This is a genomic window from Paenibacillus lentus, assembly GCF_042714055.1.
GTDB classification, from domain to species: domain Bacteria; phylum Bacillota; class Bacilli; order Paenibacillales; family Paenibacillaceae; genus Fontibacillus; species Fontibacillus lentus_A.
This window is the reverse complement of record NZ_JBHGVC010000002.1, coordinates 585,214-605,242: the sequence shown is the minus strand read 5'-3', so window position 1 is coordinate 605,242 and position 20,029 is coordinate 585,214. Positions and strand designations below refer to the sequence as shown.

21 protein-coding genes and 2 pseudogenes are annotated in these 20,029 nt (G+C 47.8%); 5 read left to right on the top strand and 18 right to left on the bottom strand.

Annotation, left to right across the window (positions count from 1 at the left end):
- Positions 1-492 precede the first annotated feature (492 nt).
- The 5 genes and pseudogenes from ACE3MQ_RS06525 to ACE3MQ_RS06505 all read right to left on the bottom strand — a co-directional run bounded on the left by ACE3MQ_RS06525 (position 493) and on the right by ACE3MQ_RS06505 (position 3,482).
- A complete protein-coding gene (locus ACE3MQ_RS06525) occupies positions 493-816 on the bottom strand; it encodes a hypothetical protein (RefSeq protein WP_379391789.1) in 324 nt (107 codons plus the stop codon).
- 39 nt (positions 817-855) lie between these two features.
- Complete coding sequence (locus tag ACE3MQ_RS06520) at positions 856-1,371, bottom strand: hypothetical protein (protein WP_379391788.1); 516 nt, start codon at positions 1,369-1,371, stop codon at positions 856-858.
- Positions 1,372-1,561: 190 nt separating this feature from the next.
- Positions 1,562-1,746, bottom strand: a pseudogene (locus ACE3MQ_RS06515) (hypothetical protein); the annotation flags it as partial.
- 49 nt (positions 1,747-1,795) lie between these two features.
- A pseudogene (locus ACE3MQ_RS06510) lies at positions 1,796-1,849 on the bottom strand (hypothetical protein); the annotation flags it as partial.
- A gap of 139 nt (positions 1,850-1,988) precedes the next feature.
- Positions 1,989-3,482, bottom strand: coding sequence for an amidase family protein (locus ACE3MQ_RS06505; RefSeq protein ID WP_379391787.1), 1,494 nt, complete (start codon positions 3,480-3,482; stop codon positions 1,989-1,991).
- A gap of 605 nt (positions 3,483-4,087) precedes the next feature.
- On the opposite strand from ACE3MQ_RS06505, the gene ACE3MQ_RS06500 reads away from it, so the two are divergent.
- Genes ACE3MQ_RS06500 through ACE3MQ_RS06485 form a run of 4 tightly spaced genes read left to right on the top strand, consistent with a single transcriptional unit; the run spans position 4,088 to position 7,920 of the window.
- Positions 4,088-5,062, top strand: a complete 975-nt coding sequence (locus ACE3MQ_RS06500) for a FecCD family ABC transporter permease (RefSeq protein WP_379391785.1) — start codon at positions 4,088-4,090, stop codon at positions 5,060-5,062.
- Positions 5,059-5,874, top strand: a complete 816-nt coding sequence (locus tag ACE3MQ_RS06495; protein WP_379391783.1) for an ABC transporter ATP-binding protein — start codon at positions 5,059-5,061, stop codon at positions 5,872-5,874. The genes ACE3MQ_RS06500 and ACE3MQ_RS06495 overlap by 4 nt, the downstream gene beginning before the upstream one ends.
- Before the next feature lie 25 nt (positions 5,875-5,899).
- Entirely contained in the window at positions 5,900-6,961 is a 1,062-nt protein-coding gene (locus tag ACE3MQ_RS06490; RefSeq protein ID WP_379391781.1) for an ABC transporter substrate-binding protein, read from the top strand.
- Between the two features lie 32 nt (positions 6,962-6,993).
- Entirely contained in the window at positions 6,994-7,920 is a 927-nt protein-coding gene (locus ACE3MQ_RS06485; RefSeq protein ID WP_379391779.1) for a ferrochelatase, read from the top strand.
- 85 nt (positions 7,921-8,005) lie between these two features.
- On the opposite strand, the gene ACE3MQ_RS06480 is transcribed toward ACE3MQ_RS06485, so the two are convergent.
- The 7 genes from ACE3MQ_RS06480 to ACE3MQ_RS06450 all read right to left on the bottom strand — a co-directional run bounded on the left by ACE3MQ_RS06480 (position 8,006) and on the right by ACE3MQ_RS06450 (position 13,988).
- Positions 8,006-8,725: a 3-ketoacyl-ACP reductase gene (locus tag ACE3MQ_RS06480; protein ID WP_379391777.1), complete on the bottom strand. Its 720-nt coding sequence runs from the start codon at positions 8,723-8,725 to the stop codon at positions 8,006-8,008.
- Positions 8,726-8,858: 133 nt separating this feature from the next.
- Positions 8,859-9,857, bottom strand: coding sequence for a biotin synthase BioB (gene bioB / locus ACE3MQ_RS06475; RefSeq protein WP_379391775.1), 999 nt, complete (start codon positions 9,855-9,857; stop codon positions 8,859-8,861).
- 200 nt (positions 9,858-10,057) lie between these two features.
- Positions 10,058-10,468 carry a hypothetical protein gene (locus tag ACE3MQ_RS06470; RefSeq protein ID WP_379391774.1) on the bottom strand — a complete coding sequence of 137 codons (411 nt, stop codon included), beginning with the start codon at positions 10,466-10,468 and terminating at the stop codon, positions 10,058-10,060.
- A gap of 2 nt (positions 10,469-10,470) precedes the next feature.
- Positions 10,471-11,220 carry a GNAT family N-acetyltransferase gene (locus ACE3MQ_RS06465; RefSeq protein ID WP_379391772.1) on the bottom strand — a complete coding sequence of 250 codons (750 nt, stop codon included), beginning with the start codon at positions 11,218-11,220 and terminating at the stop codon, positions 10,471-10,473.
- Between the two features lie 302 nt (positions 11,221-11,522).
- Complete coding sequence (locus ACE3MQ_RS06460; protein WP_379391770.1) at positions 11,523-11,966, bottom strand: hypothetical protein; 444 nt, start codon at positions 11,964-11,966, stop codon at positions 11,523-11,525.
- Positions 11,967-12,117: 151 nt separating this feature from the next.
- A complete protein-coding gene (locus ACE3MQ_RS06455) occupies positions 12,118-13,215 on the bottom strand; it encodes a saccharopine dehydrogenase family protein (RefSeq protein ID WP_379391768.1) in 1,098 nt (365 codons plus the stop codon).
- Positions 13,212-13,988 carry a class I SAM-dependent methyltransferase gene (locus ACE3MQ_RS06450; protein ID WP_379391767.1) on the bottom strand — a complete coding sequence of 259 codons (777 nt, stop codon included), beginning with the start codon at positions 13,986-13,988 and terminating at the stop codon, positions 13,212-13,214. Before ACE3MQ_RS06450 ends, ACE3MQ_RS06455 begins: the two co-directional genes overlap by 4 nt.
- Before the next feature lie 149 nt (positions 13,989-14,137).
- Between ACE3MQ_RS06450 and ACE3MQ_RS06445 the strand changes: the two genes are divergently transcribed.
- Positions 14,138-15,205 (top strand): LuxR C-terminal-related transcriptional regulator, encoded by a 1,068-nt coding sequence (locus ACE3MQ_RS06445; RefSeq protein WP_379391765.1) that lies wholly within the window; start codon positions 14,138-14,140, stop codon positions 15,203-15,205.
- Here ACE3MQ_RS06445 and ACE3MQ_RS06440 read toward each other — a convergent pair.
- The 6 genes from ACE3MQ_RS06440 to ACE3MQ_RS06415 form a co-directional block, all read right to left on the bottom strand.
- The gene (locus ACE3MQ_RS06440) at positions 15,202-15,666 is read right to left on the bottom strand and encodes a GNAT family N-acetyltransferase (RefSeq protein ID WP_379391763.1); all 465 of its coding nucleotides are present in this window, start codon (positions 15,664-15,666) and stop codon (positions 15,202-15,204) included. The genes ACE3MQ_RS06445 and ACE3MQ_RS06440 overlap by 4 nt on opposite strands.
- Positions 15,667-15,865: 199 nt before the next feature.
- The gene (locus ACE3MQ_RS06435) at positions 15,866-16,741 is read right to left on the bottom strand and encodes an alpha/beta fold hydrolase (RefSeq protein WP_379391761.1); all 876 of its coding nucleotides are present in this window, start codon (positions 16,739-16,741) and stop codon (positions 15,866-15,868) included.
- Positions 16,734-17,156, bottom strand: coding sequence for a metallothiol transferase FosB (gene fosB / locus ACE3MQ_RS06430; RefSeq protein ID WP_379391759.1), 423 nt, complete (start codon positions 17,154-17,156; stop codon positions 16,734-16,736). Before fosB ends, ACE3MQ_RS06435 begins: the two co-directional genes overlap by 8 nt.
- A gap of 180 nt (positions 17,157-17,336) precedes the next feature.
- Complete coding sequence (locus tag ACE3MQ_RS06425; RefSeq protein WP_379391757.1) at positions 17,337-18,077, bottom strand: GTP pyrophosphokinase; 741 nt, start codon at positions 18,075-18,077, stop codon at positions 17,337-17,339.
- Positions 18,078-18,157: 80 nt separating this feature from the next.
- Positions 18,158-18,841, bottom strand: a complete 684-nt coding sequence (locus tag ACE3MQ_RS06420; protein WP_379391755.1) for a phosphatase PAP2 family protein — start codon at positions 18,839-18,841, stop codon at positions 18,158-18,160.
- Between the two features lie 37 nt (positions 18,842-18,878).
- Entirely contained in the window at positions 18,879-20,009 is a 1,131-nt protein-coding gene (locus ACE3MQ_RS06415) for an FtsW/RodA/SpoVE family cell cycle protein (protein ID WP_379391753.1), read from the bottom strand.
- Positions 20,010-20,029 lie beyond the last annotated feature (20 nt).

Genomic DNA, 20,029 nt, shown 5'->3' with positions numbered 1-20,029 from the left:
ACACAAAATATACCCCGTAATGAGACAGAAGTCAACAAGTTTTTTCTTCGCAAGCGGAGTGCAACCCTATGAAATCCATAACTAACCTTTCATCCTCTTTTCACATGCTTGCATCCTCGTTAAGGTATACTATTTTCCGAAAACAGAAGGAAGATTTCTTTAAGAAACTGAACCAGCCCTTATCCACCAATCGGACAAGGGCACTCACTCACATATTTTTCAGCTTGTAAAACTCGCCTTCCCTGCTCAAGAGCTCGTCTGCTTTTTGGCTTAAGATAGGTATATTGAATCAGGCCAGACACGGCTAGAGTTAAGTATAGAAATTTTCCTATGTTATCTCTATGAATTTCCGCATCGATAGCCGTATTACAACGCAAAACGGCTTGAGCCTCATGGCCCGAGCCGTTCCTATCCTACATTTAATCCTGATGAGTACTATCCTCACCTCTATGCCGATGGGACGCCTTGCTTTCCGTTTTGGATTGCCGCAGCTTATCTGCCTTTTTCCTTGCTTCTTCCACTCGTTCCCCCTGTTTCATATAAATCAAATTCATTCCAATTGCTCTTTATTTGTTCGATCTGCTTCCGCATACTCGTGCCTTCCAATTCGGCGACAAGCAAATATGTAATCCCTAGAATTAATGCGATTGTACTAAGAATGATAGGGCCATTTCCGATATAGCTCAGCATATCGTTGAAGTGATCTGCGTTCCAGATAGATGAGTTGGATCCATAAATCGCTGCAGCCAAATATCGAATGCCGTATAGCAATGCAGCGATCATAATCAGGAGCATTCCTGTAGTTCTTCTATGCATCATTTATCACCTCAGTATATGTATGTAATTCAGCAGCGATTATATGACTTCAATAAATTCTTCAAGATGATCCTGGACATATCCATTCATCCGTTGGATCGTTCCAGGAGCATGGAGATTATACAGAGAGAAAGATTCGTCAATCTCATACCGTAGTACAGCATCATGATCCAAATCGGCCGCAAGAGCCTCCCGCCACTCCCCGTTTTCCAGGCGGTTACGTCTCTCTACAATGTCCTCCAGCTGCTTATAGACGACAAGCATCTGTTCATCCCGCAAATATTCCATTCCTTGCAGGAGTGCAGGCCATATTTGCAATTCTCCCACGTAATAGGATGCGAACCAATAATACTGTGCCGGAGACTCCACATGATTGTGAAATACATAGAACATGAATATAGCCTTTTGTCCGTTGTTCAACTGCTCGAACAATGTCCCCTTACTTTGTGCATCTTTGCCGCGAATCTCCTGCGTGTATGGCTCAACAGACAACCAAGCCAAATGATGAATTTCCCAAGAACACAGCTCCGCTAAAGTCAGCTTGAGTCGTCGCATCACAACCTCCTTCGGGACTAAGCAATGTATGCCTATATCCTCATGTCACAATTTTACAAGTAGTTACTTACTTTATACAAGGGACTTAATTCACACTATTATTCATGCTTTTCGACAAATTAAATAGGAAGACAACGAAAAAATCCCGCTATCTTCCTAATTAAAGTTGCAATTTTAATGAATTTAGCTGTTATATCTTCATCCGCTGCAGTCTCAGAGCAATCAATACGACAGAAACGGAGCTCAGAGCCATGCTGCTCCGGCAATCCATGGGGCTAATAGCCCAAGTGCAGCTATCGGAATGCCTAATGAATTGTAACCGAGTGCCCAAAATAAATTTTGGCGAATATTGTTCATCGTTTTGCGGCTCATACGTTACTGTAGCCCGTTCCAATGCGAAATTTACATTCGCCTCTTGAACACCTTCAAGCCTGCCAAGACCTTTCTCGATCCGGCTAGCGCAGGCAGAACAAGTCATCCCCGTGATCTGCAAAGAAATTGTATTCTTCGCTGATTCCATCGAGCAACACCTCATTTCTATGAGCCATGCCGACTTATAGCTCTCTTCCCCGAACAGCATGGTATGTACTCTATGATATACCCCAGTAGGGTATGTGTCAACCGATCATTTCGTCCAGCTCCGGGGGTAAGCGGTGCAGCGTCGCTTGTTCATAGCCATAGGCCAACCGGATCAGCGTAGGCTCGCTAAAGGCGGTACCGACAAAGGTTACACCGTGCGGGCCTTTCGTCGAATAACCTTCCGGCAATATTATTCCATTCGAGACAAAGCCGGCCGGAACGGTAACTGAAGGATACCCTGCCCGAGCAGCAAGATCGTTTACATCATCATCCCCAAGGATAAGCAAGGCATCTAAATGATACTGCTCCAGGGCGGCATCGATCCCTTGTCTACCCGCCAATTCGAAATTTCTCCGTTTACTGTCTAAATACGCCTGCTCTGACAAGGTGCCGCTCGTCCGGTTAGACCAAAGCAATACATCCTGTCCGTATTTTAACGCAGCTTCCGCATGCCGTTCGTTAAATTCGATCACATCCTCTAGGGAGCGCACTGTCACGGTTTCCGGGAGTGTTCTTAAATAGTCATTCAAATATTTCTTGAATTCAAATTGCAGCACATTCGCATCCCATTCCTGGCCCTGGCAGGGAAGCTCCACCGGGTCGATAATCGTTGCTCCCTCGGATTCAAGTATTTGAATAGCTTGTTCGACAATCGCCAATCTCGCTTCGTCCAGATGACGGTAATAGTAACGGGGAATGCCGATACGAGCTCTTGCCAGGAAGGTACGATCAAGAAAGGGCGTATAATCCGAAAAAGCCAGGCGATTTTCTGACAAGGTGGCAGCATCCCTCGCATCTTTCCCGGTCAGAGCACCTAGAATAAGAGCGGCATCAGCAACCGTTCGTGCCATCGGTCCCGGCGTATCCTGCGTATCGGTTAGCGGGATAATGCCAAACCGGCTGATCAAGCCTACCGTCGGCTTGATTCCGACAAGGCAATTTTGGCTGGCCGGACTAATAATTGAGCCGGTCGTTTCCGTTCCGATCGCTGCGGCAGCAAGGTTGGCAGCGACTGCTGCTGCCGAGCCAGAGCTCGAGCCTCCGACGAACAGCTCCCCTGGGCCATAAGGATTTAACGTTTGCCCGCCTCGCGAGCTGTAGCCTGCCCACATCGTGCTCGACATAAAGTTCGCCCACTCCGTCATGTTGGTCTTGCCGAGAAGAACAGCACCGGCAGAACGCAATTGAGAAGCAACGGCGGAATCCTCCACCGGGATCGATTGAGCCAATGCTATCGATCCCGCACTCGTATGGGTTTGATCATGCGTGCCGATATTATCCTTCAGCAAAATGGGGATACCGTGCAGCCTGCTCCGACTCCCCTGCTCCTTACGCTCCCGATCCAACGCTTTTGCTATATCCAAGGCTTCTGGGTTCACCTCAATGACTGACCTTAATCGCCGATCATAGCGCTGAATTCGCTCTAAATATTCGGCAACCAATTCCACGGAAGTGATTTTTTGCTCCTCCATTGCCCGCTGCATCATCTCAATGCTTGCTTCGACGATCCATTCCTTTAATTGAACACTCATCATATGTTCCCCCATTCATTATCATTTGCCGCAAGTCTATTCTAAAGATGCAAATCGATAAGGCCATTCTACCTTTCCTTATTCTGAACGATCCGCGGATATCAGTAAAGCCAAGACGAATATAGCCGCTCCCGCAAGCTTGGCCTTCGTCTCCAACTTTCTCTTCATGGTTACCCTCCTTTACATGTTCCTCCCTCTTCTATAGCCAGGCAAAATATGAAGCTATCGATGAATGTTTTCAAAAATGTTTACCTATGTAAACAAATATAGTTACATTTAAAATATTTTCTTTCCCTTCTTTTTGTCAAGAAATAAATTCCAATTCCCCCGATGATTATTGTTTAATTCATTTAAAAGAAATAAATATTGTACATATGAAAATCCCATATATTCAATGTTTAAGGCCAAAGCAGAAGCTATGACTTTCATTATTTTGCCCTAGGGAAATAAAATTGGTCTGTACAAATATTTTTTCCGGTATTATAATACTCTCTAAATTGTAAGAGGAGGCGAATCGTATTCAGACTCATTTCGCAACCCGCAGGAAACAAATAAAATGGCAAACGGCTACACTTCTCCTGCTGGCAATTACGCTTGGGCTGACTATGGTTGCAGCTTGTGCGATCGGACCGATCGGCATTCCATTTCGAAGGACGATAGCTGTGCTGCTGTCATCCATCGGCCTTCCCTCATTCACCTCTTATACGGATAGAGAGCTGCTGATCATAGCTGAAATGCGTTTGCCGCGAGTGCTGGCAGGAGCATTGGTAGGGGCAGCGCTTGGGGTTTCCGGCGGCGCAATGCAGGGATTGTTTCGCAATCCGCTCGTCGAACCGGGTTATGTAGGGGTTTCCAGCGGAGCCGCTTTAGGTGCGGTGTGCGCGTTATATTTTGGCTGGAGTCAGTTCGGTCCCTGGACTCTCCCTTTATCGGCCTTTCTAGGTGCAGTTATAGCCGTCATGATCATCCTGGCTGTTTGGCAGCGGAATCGTCATAAATCCATCGCCACATTGCTGCTCCTCGGCATTGGAATCAACGCCCTGCTGTCCGCGGTGATCAATATGCTAGTGGCGAGCTCCAACAGCGAGCAAGAGCTGAGGAGCATAGTGTTCTGGCTGCAGGGTGGCTTGGAAGCACGGACATGGCATCATGTCCAACTGATAGCTTTGCCTATTTTAGCGGGGTGTCTCGTTCTTTTTGCATTCGGACGCGATCTTAACGCCATGCTGCTCGGTGATGAGCAGGCGACCCATGCTGGAATCAACGTGAACAGGATGCGCCCATTGCTGCTAATTCTGATCTCCCTCATGACGGGCTCAGCCGTAGCTATAAGCGGCATCATCGGCTTCGTGGGCCTCGTTGTTCCGCATGCCGTTCGTCTGGCTACCGGCCCGGATCACCGATTCCTGCTTCCTGCCAGCGCGCTCGGGGGTGCAATTTTCCTCATCTGGGCCGATCTTGCTTCGCGGATGATTCTTCAGCCCGTCACTCTTCAGGTAGGTGTCGTATGCGCGCTTGTCGGCGCTCCTTTATTCATCGTTCTAGTGATGTCATCCCGGCGTGGAGGTGCTCTAAAATGAACATGCTTGATTATCGCGGAGTCAGCGTCAATATTCAGGGGCAATCGATTCTACGGAATTTATCCTTTCAAATCGGTAAAGGACAATTTATCGGATTAATCGGACCGAATGGAAGCGGAAAATCAACCCTGCTGCGCACGATGTCGGGATGGATTCCCCGCGCTGAAGGGCAAATCAGCATCGCCGGAAGGCTTTTGGAAAGCTATAAGCGGAGGGACATTGCTCGTCTAGTTAGTTTTGTGCCCCAGGATACCGTGGTGGATTTCGACTTTTCGGTACGGGATATTGTCATGATGGGGAGACATCCTTATATGTCCCGTTTCAAGGAAGCATCTCGCGAGGATCTACTCGCTGCAGAGCGAGCTATGTCCAGAACGGAGATCGCCCATTTGGCCGACCGCACGGTAACCAGCCTGTCCGGCGGTCAGCGGCAGATGACGTTCATCGCCAAAGCGCTAGCCCAAACCCCGCGGCTGCTGCTGCTTGACGAGCCGATCTCCGCACTGGATATACGGCATCAATTGCACACGCTGGAGCTTGTCCAGCGTCTAACCCATGATGGGCTGACCGCCGTGGCCGCCCTTCATGATCTCAATTTGGCAGCGCGATACTGCGATAAACTCATACTGCTGCATCAAGGCCGAATTCTGGGCATCGGCACACCAGAGCAAGTGCTTACCCAACCAGCGATATTTGACGCTTACAAGGTGCATGTCGAGCTCCAGCGGGATCCCTGGTTAGGCAGCTTGTCGGTAACCGCAATCGGCAAAGCTGTGCATTCTCATGCGGGTTTGCTTACACAGCAACTATAACTTTACATGGAGGTCATGAAGTAACATGAAGCTTACTAGGTTAAAGCAGGTTTGCGGCGCATCAATGATCATTACCGCGATTACCGCGCTAGGCATCATATCCGGCTGCAGCAAGGAGAATTTGCCTTCAGGATTAACTGAACAAACACCGGCTGCCAATGCAGCTGATAGCGGAACAATTGCAGCTGATCTAAGGAAGACACAGCTATCGGATGAGCAAACGAGCTATCCCCTTACGCTGCCCATGGACGGCACTGACGTAACTATTCCTAATAGGCCTGTGAGGATTGCTGCCCTATCGCTGGATGCGGCAGAGGCGGTTCTAGAGCTGGCGGATCCTGCGAGAGTCGCTGTATTAACCCGCAGTGCCGCAGATTCAGATTTGGCTTTCAATGCAGGTAAGGTGAGCGGAGACATCGTTCAAATCGCCGGAGCGACATCCCTTGATCCCGAGAAGATTATGTCATATAATTCAGATTTGCTTATTATGACCAAAGGGCATGAGAAGGAGAAAGAGGCTTCGCAAATGCTGGAGCAGGCTGGAATCCCTTTAATTAGCCTCGATGTATGGGATACGTTCGCGAAGATGGAAGCGAACTACCGCATCCTGGGTCAAGCGCTTGATGAAGAAAATTCGGCGGAGCAAATTATTCATGAAATAAACCATAAATTAGAATCAGTTCGTCAAGCTGTTGCCGGTAAATCCCAGCCAACGGTCCTTGTGATTTCTCCAGTCGGCCCGGGGACAGGCCCCTTTCTAATCGGTTCATCCAACATATCCTACGAGATCGTCAAACAGGCTGGAGGGAACCATTTAGCGGATGCGCTATCCCTGACCCGAGCGACGAAGGCCACCATGGAGACGATCATCAAGGCAGATCCCGAATATATTATTCTGCTTCAATGGAAGCAAGGAGACGATGCTGATTTACAAGAGCTAACGGAGGCTGCCGGCTGGTCAGCGCTCACAGCGGTACAGAATGATCAGGTACATACGTTGACAGTTAAACAAATGCTGTACCCGAACCGATACAATGCCGATACCGTCAGCGAGCTCGCTCGATTGTTCCACCCGAATGCCTTCTGAGTATTCCAAAGCAACGATAAGGAGAGAGATGTATGAGAGCCATACTGCTAATGTCTTACTGCCACTTGGCATCAATCGATGACATAAGCTCGTTCTATCATCATTTATATCATGGCCGAATTCCTGCCCCCGACGTCATGGAAGATGCCGTCAACCGCTACCGCAATCTGGCGAAGCCAGATCCACTGGGCTCTACGACGACCCGTCAAGCCAGAGCGCTGGAGAGACGGCTTACGCTGCGCCTCGGAGAAACGATTCCTGTCTATACAGCTCACAAGCATACGAGCCCTTTCGTTGATGAGGTCATGGAACGGATCTTAAGGGATAAAGTGACGCATTTGTATACCTTGCCGTTGTCCCCCCTCTACTCCAAGACGGGAACCGGGAGCTATCAGCGAGCTGCCGAGCAGGCTCGCGATCAGCGAAATGCGAATTTAGCCATCACGCATATTCCCGCTTGGCATCTTCACGATCGCTTTGTTGAAGCGCTGAGTACCCGGCTGGTCGAAGCGCTCCGCTGGATTTCCGCAGCGAACCGGGAACGGACGGTCGTCATTTTTACCGCGCATAGCAAGCCTGGCCTTCCCGCGCCTCACCGGGATTACATCGCGGCCTTTACTGAACTGGCGCAGGCAGTCTCCCGCAAGGCTGGCTGCTACAGTTGGAAGCTAGCCTATCGCAGCGGCGGCCCCGCTCCACAAAAATGGCTCGGGCCCGATGTACTTGACATGATGGAGACCACAGCCCGGGAAGGTGCAGCCGCCATCGTGATTTGTGATTTGCTCTCGATGACGGAGAACATCGAGACTTTGCAGGACTGCAGAGTCGACGGACTGCTCAAAGCGCGGGAGCTAGGGCTGGAGTTTGCGAATACGGAATTTTTGAATGACGCAGATGATTTTATGACGGCGCTCGAGGAAATCGTGCTCGCCCAGGTGCTGTATGAAGCGCAGCAATAGACTTTGAGAGAGCTGAAATGCTAACCAAAGAAGCCCTGCCACTACTGTGGTCAGGGCTTCTCATTTTTCAAAATTCCCCGTTGAATTATTGCGGATTTGTAGTCCAAATGCCAGCGGTTTTCACAAACACGCGCTGCGGCAGCTTCAATGTCGCGAGTGCCAGCTCCGCCACGTCCTCCGGCTGCATCATCCGATCCTCGTCACCGATTTTAAGCCCCGTGTTTACGGCAAGCTCTGTATTCACCGTACTTGGAGTCAAAGCGACAACGCGGATGTTATTCTTCCGAACCTCCTGCATCACTGCCTCGGTCAAACCCATGACGGCAAATTTGGAGGCATTGTATGCCGATCCGGTTGCAAAGCCTCTTTCCCCGGCTGTAGAAGCTATATTGATAATATTGCCTCGATTTTGAGCAATCATCGTAGGAAGTACGGCACGAGTCATATAATAGGTTCCCATAAGATTAACCTGAATGATTCGCTCCCAATCCCTCGGATCCATCTCGACCAGCTTGCCGAATTGGGCAATGCCCGCGTTATTGATCAGAATATCCACACCGCCAAGCTCTGCCGCAAGAGTATTTACCGCTTTCTCCGCCGCTGCCTGTTCGGAAATATCCGCGGAAGCGATCGCCACCTTAATATTATACTGCTCCTTAAGCTCCGATTGCAGCGCCTCAAGATCCGAAATCGTACGAGCAATTAATCCTAAATGAGCACCCTCGTTAGCAAGCGCCTTAGCTATGGCTTTACCGATCCCTTTCCCTGCACCAGTGATGATAGCCACTTGATTGTTTAAGCTCATTCTACTCATCTCTCCTTCCTATCCGAAACAGAATTCAATTGATTAGTGATTCCACGTTCTATTATAGGCGAAAGGCATGTCATATAACAAATTATGGAACTTCTAACTAGGCCATATATTTCTGAATATTCGATCAGATGGCGCACTTCTCGATTTCAAAGCCAAGATCTTCGATCATTTGGTGATCCTCATTCACCTCTTGGCCTCCGGTAGTCAAATAATCGCCGACAAACCAAGAGTTCGCTGCATAGAGGGATAGCGGCTGCAAGTGTCTCAAACTGGATTCCCGCCCTCCTGATACGCGGATTTCCTTACCCGGACAAATGAAACGGAATAAAGCCAGTACCTTCAGCGCTTGCATCGGCGTAATCCTTGCGGAGGATTCCAGCGGGGTTCCCGGTATGGGGATCAGGAAATTGACGGGGATCGAATCGGCATCAAGCTCCCGCAGTGCATAAGCCATTTCCACGATTTCAGCAGCACTCTCCCCCATTCCAATAATGACGCCCGAGCAAGGCGACATCCCGGAGGATTTCGCTTTCTCGACCGTGTCAGCCCGCTGCTCATAGGTATGAGTTGTTGTAATAGAATCGTAATTGGCTTGGCTCGTATTCAGGTTATGGTTATAGCGATGGACACCTGCCGCCGCAAGGCGTTCCGCTTGTTCATCCCGGAGCAGCCCAAGACATGCACAAATTTTAAGGGGCATCGTACGGCGAATTTCTGTTACCGCCTCAATGACCTGATCAAGCTCTCGGGAAGTAGGCCCTCTTCCAGAAGCTACGATGCAATATGTGCCGGCCTGACGAGCCATCGCTTCGCGTGCACCCGCCAGCAGCGACTCTTTATCCAGGAAAGAGTATTTTGGAACAGGAGCGCTTGAAACGATCGATTGCGAGCAATAGCCGCAGTCCTCGGGACAGAGGCCGCTTTTGGCGTTCATGATCATATTAAGCTTCACTTTGTTGCCGTAATAATAGCTTCGAACCTTATAGGCGGCCTGCATAATAGGCAATATTTGCTCATCGTCTCCTCCAAGCACCCTCAACCCTTCTTCCATTGTTAGCCGCTCCCCGCGCAGTGCTTTATCCGCAAGCTGCTCCCAGTCCATCTTTTCTATAACGTTATGCATCCTTTTCTCGTCCTTTCTTGATATGTATCCAGACTATCGCTGGACTCCGATTCAATTGTTAACCCAAGGTGACTCAATTAGGTTGACAATTAAACTAAACGAGAACATCTTACCAAGTTGTTTCACGGTTGTAAATAGTCCCGTGATTTTCCTCGGTAAAATGCAACCGCTTCTAGATGTCCTCGGATCTACGCTTCATGTCACCCCTCGACCAGGGCATAAAATCTAATATCCCCTTGATCCGTCTCGGCAATGACGATATCGCCACGCTCCTTGACACGATATATTTTCGTCCCGACGGGAAGACCGCTGGCAGTTCCATTCGCAAATTCGTTTCCTACCCGGCTATATTTCAATATTTCCAGCACTAGTTCTCCTTTCGTCAGCTCTAGTTCATCAACCCATTGAATACCAGCTTGATACACAATGTCCTGATACACTATTATGTTAGCACTAGGATCAGATGCAAGGATATCACTCGCCGTAGGATTGCCTATCGTCGTCGACTGCTGCGGGACAGGCCCACTGAATCCACAGCCTGTTATTATGAAGAAAAGAAGCGATATCAAGAGCAGACGAAACGAATTCGTTAATCGCAAGGCACGGATCATGATCAATTCCCCTCTTCCGATCGGCATCTATACCAATATGTATATAATAGCTGGTAGTTCAATTTTTCATATAAGCGATTCGCCGAGGCGTTGCTCTGTAACACGAGAATATAGCTTTTCACAGCCCCGTTCTCTCTCGCCCATTTCAAAATGTGAAGCAATAATTGTTCGCCATACCCACGGTTGCGGCAAGCCTCGCTGGTAACAATATCATACAGCCCCACATAACCCTGCTCAATGACGGCAAGACCGCAGGCAACCGGTTTGGTATCGTGCAATAATGTGAAGAAGCCCTGCTTGAGAGGAGAACTCGTTAGCAGTCTCCTGGTTACTTCAATCTGATGCTCCGTCAGCTGGTTCATGCTCGCCATGGTTCGCAGCCATCGTTCACTTGGCTCATGTTCTATAAGAATCTCTTGCATATGCGGCTCTTTGACACTCCGAATGTTGTCCAAAATTTTTACACTGGACGGTTCGACAAGCGTATAACCGCGTTGCTCCAATCTCTGATCCAGAGCTTCGGGTACAAACGGGGTTATTTTGAAAATCGTCTTTAAGCCGGCCGCTGCATAAATTTCATCGCAAAAAGCAATCTGCCGCTCCATGTTTTCATTCGCTTGGGCGTAAATAGCCTGAATCGAATTCGATCTTTTAGTATATCCTTCGGCAAAACGCAACAGCCAGCCTTGATGCACCATCGTTTTTAAAGCCGGCCATGCATTTAATGAGAGCTCTTCTATAAATAAAGGCATTATGTTCCCCCTCCCCATAGACATGTAGCACCGCGAAACAATTGATTCAGAAAATCCAAACGGAATACATCCTCCCAATTCTTGGCTTCACATGATGGGCGGATCGTATCGACTGTTTGACAAAAGGACTGGATACGCATTTCCGATTCTCGATCCCGGCAAAAAAATCTGCCAACCCTTTCGCCTGCCTATAGCCTTCAGGCGTTAACCGTGCTGTCGGCTCCTGCCCGCTCGCCTAGCAATGCCTAATTAGGTAAATATGCTTTAGCCTGCCACCATCCATTAGGGCTCTCCTTTCACATTCAGGTCATGGTTGCCTTTTTCAAAGCTCGTGTTATCCATTTGTTAAGTATAATCATCAGATTAAGATATAAATACGACCCAAAAGCACCTGAAAGAATCAAGCTTCCATAGCTCGTAACTTCGCTTCCATTCATCAGTCTGACTAAAGCAATGAGCGTAACTGCTCCGGCAATCATATAAACGATGGACATGATCAGATAATGGGTAGGCTTAGGGGAATTCAAGCGCATTTTGACCAGCCATTGATCAACTATTAGGGAGACGGGCACAGCTATGAAAAGGAATATAACCAAGACGACTATGAACCCCTGCCCTAGCAAGCTTGCAAAGGAATAATAATAAATGCCTTCCTGCCGATCTGCTATTGCGGTGTAATTCAATAAGGAAATGACCAGGCTAACAATGAAAGCCGAGGATAAAGCACTAAATATTCTGCTTACCATGACAAAATGCCCCTTCATGACTATTTTCGCGCTCTTCAAACATATTGGTAGGTTCAACTTTTTTCCATAATTATACTTCGATGCAGCCAGTCTGTCAGCCCTCAGTTCATTAAATGAATGAATAACCTTATCGATGCTGACTGAGTTCTAATTACTTATTACTTTGGTAATTCATTTCATCCTGAATCTGGATATCAAGGTTAGCGAATTTCTCCAGCCAGCTTTCCAGGCTGCGAACCTCGAGCAACTGCTCTAAATGGTACACGCCGGGTAAAAAATCGGAACGGTAAATCGTATCCGCTGCAAAGGCGGTTACGAGGGCCGTCATCTCGGATTGGTTTCTTCCTTGTAAAATACTTTCGATTTTTGCATTATTCCCATTCCTGATCCCCCATGCATCGATTTTGAGCGCGAATTTGTCTGTTCCAAACCGCAGTTTATGGAATAAACTTACGGCTGTTCTGCGTGCCCAACGGGTATGAAGCACGCGCAGCATTCCCCATGTCCTCAGGTTTGCTACCATTTCGGTCACGACAGCGGAATCGAAGCATAATCGGGTAGCTACAGATGGCACGTTCAATGTTCGGGCAAGCGTCTGTTGATCCGAGAACGGGAAGCGATAAGCCCGCCTTGAGCCGAGCTCCCATCCAAAATTCGTCCTTCTCCCATCCGTAAAGCTGGACACAGTCTGCCTCTGTCCGTTCTCTATCACCTCAAAGCTAGCATCGATCTGATCTATCGTCCACTCGATTGCGGCTGTCCCGTGCCGATCTCCAAGCCCAAGCATGATCGATATTTCTATCGCTTCCGTATGGTCTAACCATTGAATGGCTCTGGAAGCAAGCAGGTTCGTTAAGCCGGGGGCCAGCCCCACGCTAAGTACAGCTGTTGCGCCATTGTCCCGCGCTATATTGGCCAATTGCTCCACTTGATTCAAAAAAATACCCTTCGCCGTAATATCGATATAATGGGTTCCCGTCAGCAAACAGGCGCGAACAAAGGCGGAATCCGCCTGATCAAGGCACATCACGACCAGCTTAAAGCGGCGCAGCAGCTCCGGATCGACGGCTTCTTGAATATCAAGCTGCAGTGCTTTGACCTTGCCGGCAGTTTCTCGAGATAGCTGCTCCGCACGCTGCAGACTCCGGCCCGCTGCAACAACTTTACCCGGATACCTGTCGCTTAGCTTTGTGCAAATGATCTTACCGACATGGCCATACCCGCCCACCACAAGAATTTCTGTCTTCATAGACTCTCAATGTCCTCTCCAGTTGACTTGACCACGTACCAGGCATTGATCAAATAAGAGCCGAAATAATGTGTGGCTTGCGTGAATCCTGTCTCCTCCAGAAGTTCCAGCACTTCCGATGCCGGTACAGGATCGGACTCTCTGCCAATCGAAGCGGCAAAGCGCTCCCATTCTTGAATCGAAATGCCATTATCGAGCATATGTCCCTTCCACGCTTCCATTTGGGTCGAGAAAGCTCTGCAGCCCGAATCTCCGTTAATTGAGGCCAAAAACAACGGTGCCCCAGGCTCTAAACGATCAGCTATGTTTTGAAGCAGCCTGCGCTTATTCGATTTTCCATGGACAAAATGAAGGACCAGCAGGCAGGTGGCGGCATCAAAAGTGGCATGCAATGGAAGCTGCTCTATCGTTCCCTGTTGAAGAGACACTCTCTGTTCGACTCCTCCCTCTTCTGCCCGCCGGCGTGCAATCTCCAGCATAGGGCTAGAGGGATCAATTCCTGTAAATGACCACTCCTTGTGCCGGCTGCCCAATGTCACGAGCTCCTGGCCTCCTCCTGCTCCAACAATAAGTAGTTCGGCGTGCTCTGGACTATGGTGGCGATGTGCATTCAGCAGCCGTTCCGTCATCTCGTACAGAAGTACGTATCCGGGAACCTTCAAAGGAATCGTCTCTTCGTATCTCCGCACGTTGGGATGCTCCCAGCTCATGGGTTCAGCCAGATAAGCCGCAGAGTCCACAGGCGATAATTTGTTCATATCGAAATCTTTCATCTTATTTGCACCTCATTCTAGTCTTGTTGAAAGGATCAACTATCCTATACACTTGTATTAAGAATTGTTCTCAATTATATAGGCAGTGCCATAATTCGCACCATCCCATAAATGTGGGATGTTAATTACAACAGATTAGGAGATCCGATATGAAGGCAAAGATCGAAAGCATAAAGCAGAAAGTCACCCGACTGGCCGAAGCAGCGACTACTTCCCGGGAATTTCGAAAGGCGTTGCTTGAACAGCTTCGCGAGCTGCTGCCTTTTGATGCGGCCTGCTGCACTACGGTTGACCCGCAGACGCTTCTGTCCACCGGAGCGGTTACGGAGGTGGGCATCGAGGCCATTCACGACCGTCTGTTCGAATATGAATATTTGCGTGAGGATTTCAACAAATACGCGCGACTGGCTCAAGAGGAATTCCCCGTTGCGATCTTAAGTGCCGCGACCAATGGGGAATTGGAACGAAGCAGTCGGTTCCGTGAGATGCTGCAGCCGGCTGGATTCGCAGATGAGATGCGAGCTGCTCTGATCTATGAGGGGAAATGCTGGGGGTACTTAACTTTATTTCGCCGGCAATTATTTCTGGACGCGGAGCGGGATGTGCTAGCTGATTTCGTTCCCGTCATCGCATCCAGCTTACGCTCGACAAGCCTCTTTTTACCGGAAGAAGCCGTGAGTGGAATTGAACAAGGGCCTGGTATACTGGTGCTGTCGGAACAGCTAGATTCGTTCTCAGCCAATGAAGCTGCCGAGAGTTGGCTAACCCTTCTCCAGCAGTGGGAAAGTATTGATAGCAGGACACTGCCTCGGCCAATTCGGGCTGTCTGTTCCCGCTTGTTGTCCCAGCCCTCAGGGGGAGCCCGACACTCGGACGAGGCTAAAGTGTCTCTTTGCCTCCCCGATCTGCCCTGTATAACAATTCGTGCAAGCCGTTTGCGCGGGTCAACTGCGACTGGAGGAATTGCTGTCCTGTTGGAGCAGGCAACCCCCGCGGAGATGCTGCCCATGATTGCAGATGCCTACGGATTAACGGAGCGCGAGAAAGAAATTATCAGCGAGCTTGTAACAGGGGCATCTACGAAGGAACTGGCTCAAACCCTCCATATTTCAACCTATACAGTACAGGATCATTTGAAATCGATTTTTGCCAAAACCGGGGTATCGAGCCGCAGAGAGCTTATCTGGCACTTGTTCTCCCGATTCAGCAGCGTCTAAATCTTTTTCTCATAAACAACGATCTCTTTATTTTTCTTCATGGTGAATTTCACCGGCCTCATTCCTTGTCTTTGCCAAAAGCGATGGCCTGGCTCGTTCCCGCTAATAACCCCGAGTCGGAACTTCTCCACCTGACGTTCCTTCATCATCTCATAGAAGAGGTTTAACGCTTTATAGCCATATCCCTTGGATTGATGCTCTTTTTTAATTTCCAGCAAACCGAGCCAGGTGTAGCCATCGTTCGGATTCACCATAAGGACTTCCAATATGCCGACGTACTCTTCCTCTTCTTTAATCAAATAGCGTTCTGCGCCAAGCTCCAGCGACTCCTTGATCTCTGCCATGATCTCCTCCATAGAGAGAATTTCTTTATCATTGACTATTTGATTATAAAATGGATCTGAATTGAGTATGCCGGCTTCGATCTCTATCATATTTAAGGTCGATTTTTCTAATTTCATATAAGAATAACCTCATCTCATGTTAGTATAACTGTCATTTCATTATACTATTTCTTCGAGATTGAATTCATCTGCATCGATAGATAAACATTTTTTGGAACTAAAAGGGCGAAACAGAATTTCAATCCCGTTTCGCCCGTGGCTCCATAATTTGATTTAGCTTTCCTCTTCTAAATGGTTCATTTCCAGAAACCACAGCCTAATAATGCTGCTTAAGAAACTGCTTGATTCGGTGATTTATATCTACTAGTTGGCTTTCCGAAGGGAAATGCCCCATGTCATATTCCACGCTCGCCAGATTCGAGATAATAGCCTCTGCTGCTGTAATCACCTTTTTTGCAGGAAAAAACACGTCTTGCTGACCGGCTACAACCAGTGTGGGAGCGAAATATGAACTAAGCTCGGCTTTTGTCGTCAGCTTAGGCATCTCCTGTTCTAACTTTACATGCTTAAAAATGCTGCCAATGACCTGCTTGTCTACTTCCTTCATGCTGCCATTCGACATGGCGTTAGTTATGTTGTCTAGTTGCCGCCCAGAAGAGTTTAGTTTAAACATCAATAATGGCAGTAGAATTTGTCGAATCATTTTTACCGTCGATCCTAATTTAATTCCCGAAGGTGACAGCAAAACTGAACAGGCGATCAGCTCTGGCCTGAACGCAACGATTCGGAGAATAATCCCTGCACCATAAGAGGGGCCTATGAATGCAGCCTGCTCGATTTTAAAATGACTCAATAAATCGGACGCCCATAGGGCAAAGCTCTCATCACTAGCATTTATTCTTGTCTCGGCACTGTAACCGGGATGTCCAAGCGTGTCTGGTGCATAAATACGATACTCTTCGAATAATGAAGTGAACCAGGACAACGTCATAGGATTGATGCAATTGCCACCTTGAAAAATAAAAACAGGTTTTCCTGAGGGAGGCCCGATAACTAAAGTATGAGTCTTTCCAAAGCGAGTTTCCACGTAAGCTCTCTCAAATTCCGTTCTTAGAAGTTTGAGATAGTCCTCATAATGATGCCGGATTGAGCTTTTTCCGGCAGCTGTTTTATAAATGGTCTGTTTATTCATAAAATTTCATATGTCCTTTATCCCTTTTATAATATTCCAATCGGTCGGTTAAGCTGCCCGTATGAAATTCAAACATATGTCCATCCGGATCTCGAAAATAGATGGACTTCTTGTCCTTCTCATCTCTTGTTCGTCCAGGAAGAATGTTCACTTGGAGCTGCTTTAATTTAGCCTCAAACGCATTAAATTCGGCCTCATCAATAGTGAATGCAATGTGAGTGTACGAATGATTCGAGGCGCTTCGGTCTATATCCTCTTGATTGAGAGCGATCCATAAACCGTTCAAATCGAAATAAGCCAGTTTCCTTCCCTTGACTAATATTTTGGCTCCAAAGACTTCCCTATAAAATTGGATCGATGCATCCAGATCCGATACCGAAAAGCATAAGTGATTTATCGCTTGAACTCCTTTCATTTCCTATTCACCGCTTCAGAAACTATATACATTCCGTGCCCAGCTCCTTTTCAATTTCCCCAGATTTTTTCGTGCAATCTGATTTGATCAATCTGTCCCTATACACAACAAACGACCCAGCCCTAAGATTGCTCTGATCTTAAGCTGGGTCAATGTCTGAATGAGCCTGATTCTTATATGCTATTCCTGCTTGCCTAGCACATCGATCAAGGCACGCGGCAAGTTAAACTTCTGATTGTTAATAATAATACTAGTGAGATCATCGTCCGAATTCTCATCATTCAAATGCTTAATCGTCTGGACTTCATTCATTAAGCGCTCCATTTGATGATCCAGTTCATCCGCGGTATCTGCCGCCTCTTTAAGCTCCTGCAGAAGCCGCTCGGGTACAGACTGATTATATTTATAGAAAATTTTATGCTCCAGGCTTGCCCAAAAATCCATCGCAATCGTTCGAATTTGCACCTCAACGCATACCAATTCCACGCGATCAGACATAAATACCGGAACCTCAATGAGCAGATGCAAGCTTTTGTAGCCATTAGGCTTAGGGTTCTTGATGTAGTCCTTGATTTCAAGCACCTTTAAATCACTTTGCTGCTGCAGCATTTCACTCACTCGATATATATCGGATAAAAAAGAGCATGTAATCCGCATCCCTGCGATATCCTTCACCGTTTCCCGGATCGATTCGAAGGAGAAATCCGCCCCCTTGCGATACAGCTTGCTCATGATGCTTTCCGGCGATTTCAACCTCGTTTTCGTATGCTCGATCGGGCTGTAGTCGTGGAGGGATTCAAACTCTTCTTTTAAAATATCAATTTTCGTTTCCATCTCGTCCAAGGCAAATTTGTAGCTTAATAAAAATCGGGTAATTTCGTTGCGCATGATTTTCAGTTGTTCCAATTGTCGTTCACTCATATGGCTTTCCCTTCCTGCTCATTCACTTTTCCTATATTATAACGAATTCGGATAACCGATGCACGAAAGCTCAGGCAGCCTTACTGATTATCTCCAAAACGATATCGGGACAGCGGAATATGACGTCCTTCAAGCCGCCCGGCAATCCCGATCATGACGCACAGCCAAAGCCCGCTGGCTAGCAAGGCTCCCATAATATCGCTAGGATAATGAACGCCAAGATAGATGCGGCTGACACAGATCATCAGCACCATGAAGCAGCTCGCTCCAATGAGGAGGGCGCGCCCCCATCTTGGCCGTATATGACGCCATAACAGATAGGCCAGCGCTCCATATAAGGCGAACGCCGCCATAGCATGGCCGCTGGGGAAGCTAAAACCCGTCTCTTCAACCAAACGATGCACGAATGGGCGCTCCCGCTGAAAAACGAGCTTCAGCAGCTTATTCATCAATGCTGCCCCCCCTAGTGACGCAGCAAGAAACAGTAATTCCCTCCGGTGCTTGAGCACGAAAAATAAAATAACCATGACCAACAAAGCAATGAGGATCGTAAACTTCGATGAACCCAGAGTGGAGAAGAACACCATCAAGCCTGTCAAATTCTTTGTCTCAAAGCTCTGTACCCAAGCAGCCGTTTGGAGATCAAAGGAATTCAGCGGCTGTCGAACCGCTATGACTGCCATGGCACTAAATCCCAGCAATGCTAATAGGCCGAAAAAAGTAATATAAGGGCTTAAGCGCCGTTGCTTATGTAATTGTCTCATTGCATTATCCTCGCTTCCTCTTTTACTTCCGAATCAATCACGGTAAAAGTATCGTTATTTCATCCTTGTGCAGCTTTACGCTTAAAACGAGCCCGATCGCGATCATATTCGTCATCAGCGAACTGCCCCCGTAGCTGATGAAAGGCAAAGAGATGCCCGTTAAAGGAACAAGCCCGATATGCATGCCGATATTGACGAAAATTTGAAAGACGAACATGGCCGTGATTCCGATCACAAGGTAAGAACCCGCCAGATCTTTACTCTCAATCACGATATTGATCAATCGGGTAATCAGGATAAAATATAACAGCAGCAGTACAGCCGACCCCAAAAAACCATATTTCTCGCCAATGACGACGAATATAGAATCGGAATACGCATACGGAATATACCCCTGCTCCAAGAAAAAGCCTTCATCCCCGGTCAAGCTGCCCGAGCCGATCGCCATCATCGCATTTTTAACATGCCATGACTTATCAGGATCGCTCGAAGGATCGAGAAAAGTTTGGATTCTCGACATTTGGTGGGGCTTGATCACGGTGGACAGCAATTCATGATTGGCATAGTACAGCCAAATTATCGTTCCGATGATGATAACCACCGTACTAAGGAAAATGAACATGTATCTTAAGCGAATATTTCCCATCCAAAGCATGCTAAACAGTACGCCAACAAAGACGAGCGCTGTGCCCAAATCAGGCTGCTTGATGATAAAAAGGATCGGAAGCAAAAAGATGAGGCAAACCGGAGCGACATCCTGAATCAAGCGAAGCTTCTTGCCCTGCCTTTTGCTCAGCATATCGGCCACAAGAAGGATTGTGAATATTTTAACGAGCTCGGAGGGCTGAAGCTGGAAAGAACCGATACTCAGCCATCGAACCGCTCCGTTAATATTTTCTCCTTTAAATTGGACGAAAGCCAGCATTCCTATCCCGAATGCATATAGAATATAGATGAACTTGCCCAAGAGAATTCTGTAGTTGAATATAGAAGCCAGCACCAGCAAGAGCATGGAAAGTCCAAAAAGCAGCAAGCTGCTCTTATGCAAGCCTTCCAGCTTTGTCCCGGCTGTAGCCCCGTATACCGCCACCGTACCAATGGCATTCAAACAAATGATAATGAGCAGCATTGCCTTGTCTATCTTTTTAAGCTTGTCGAGAAAAATCATGGTTGACCTCAATCTTCAAT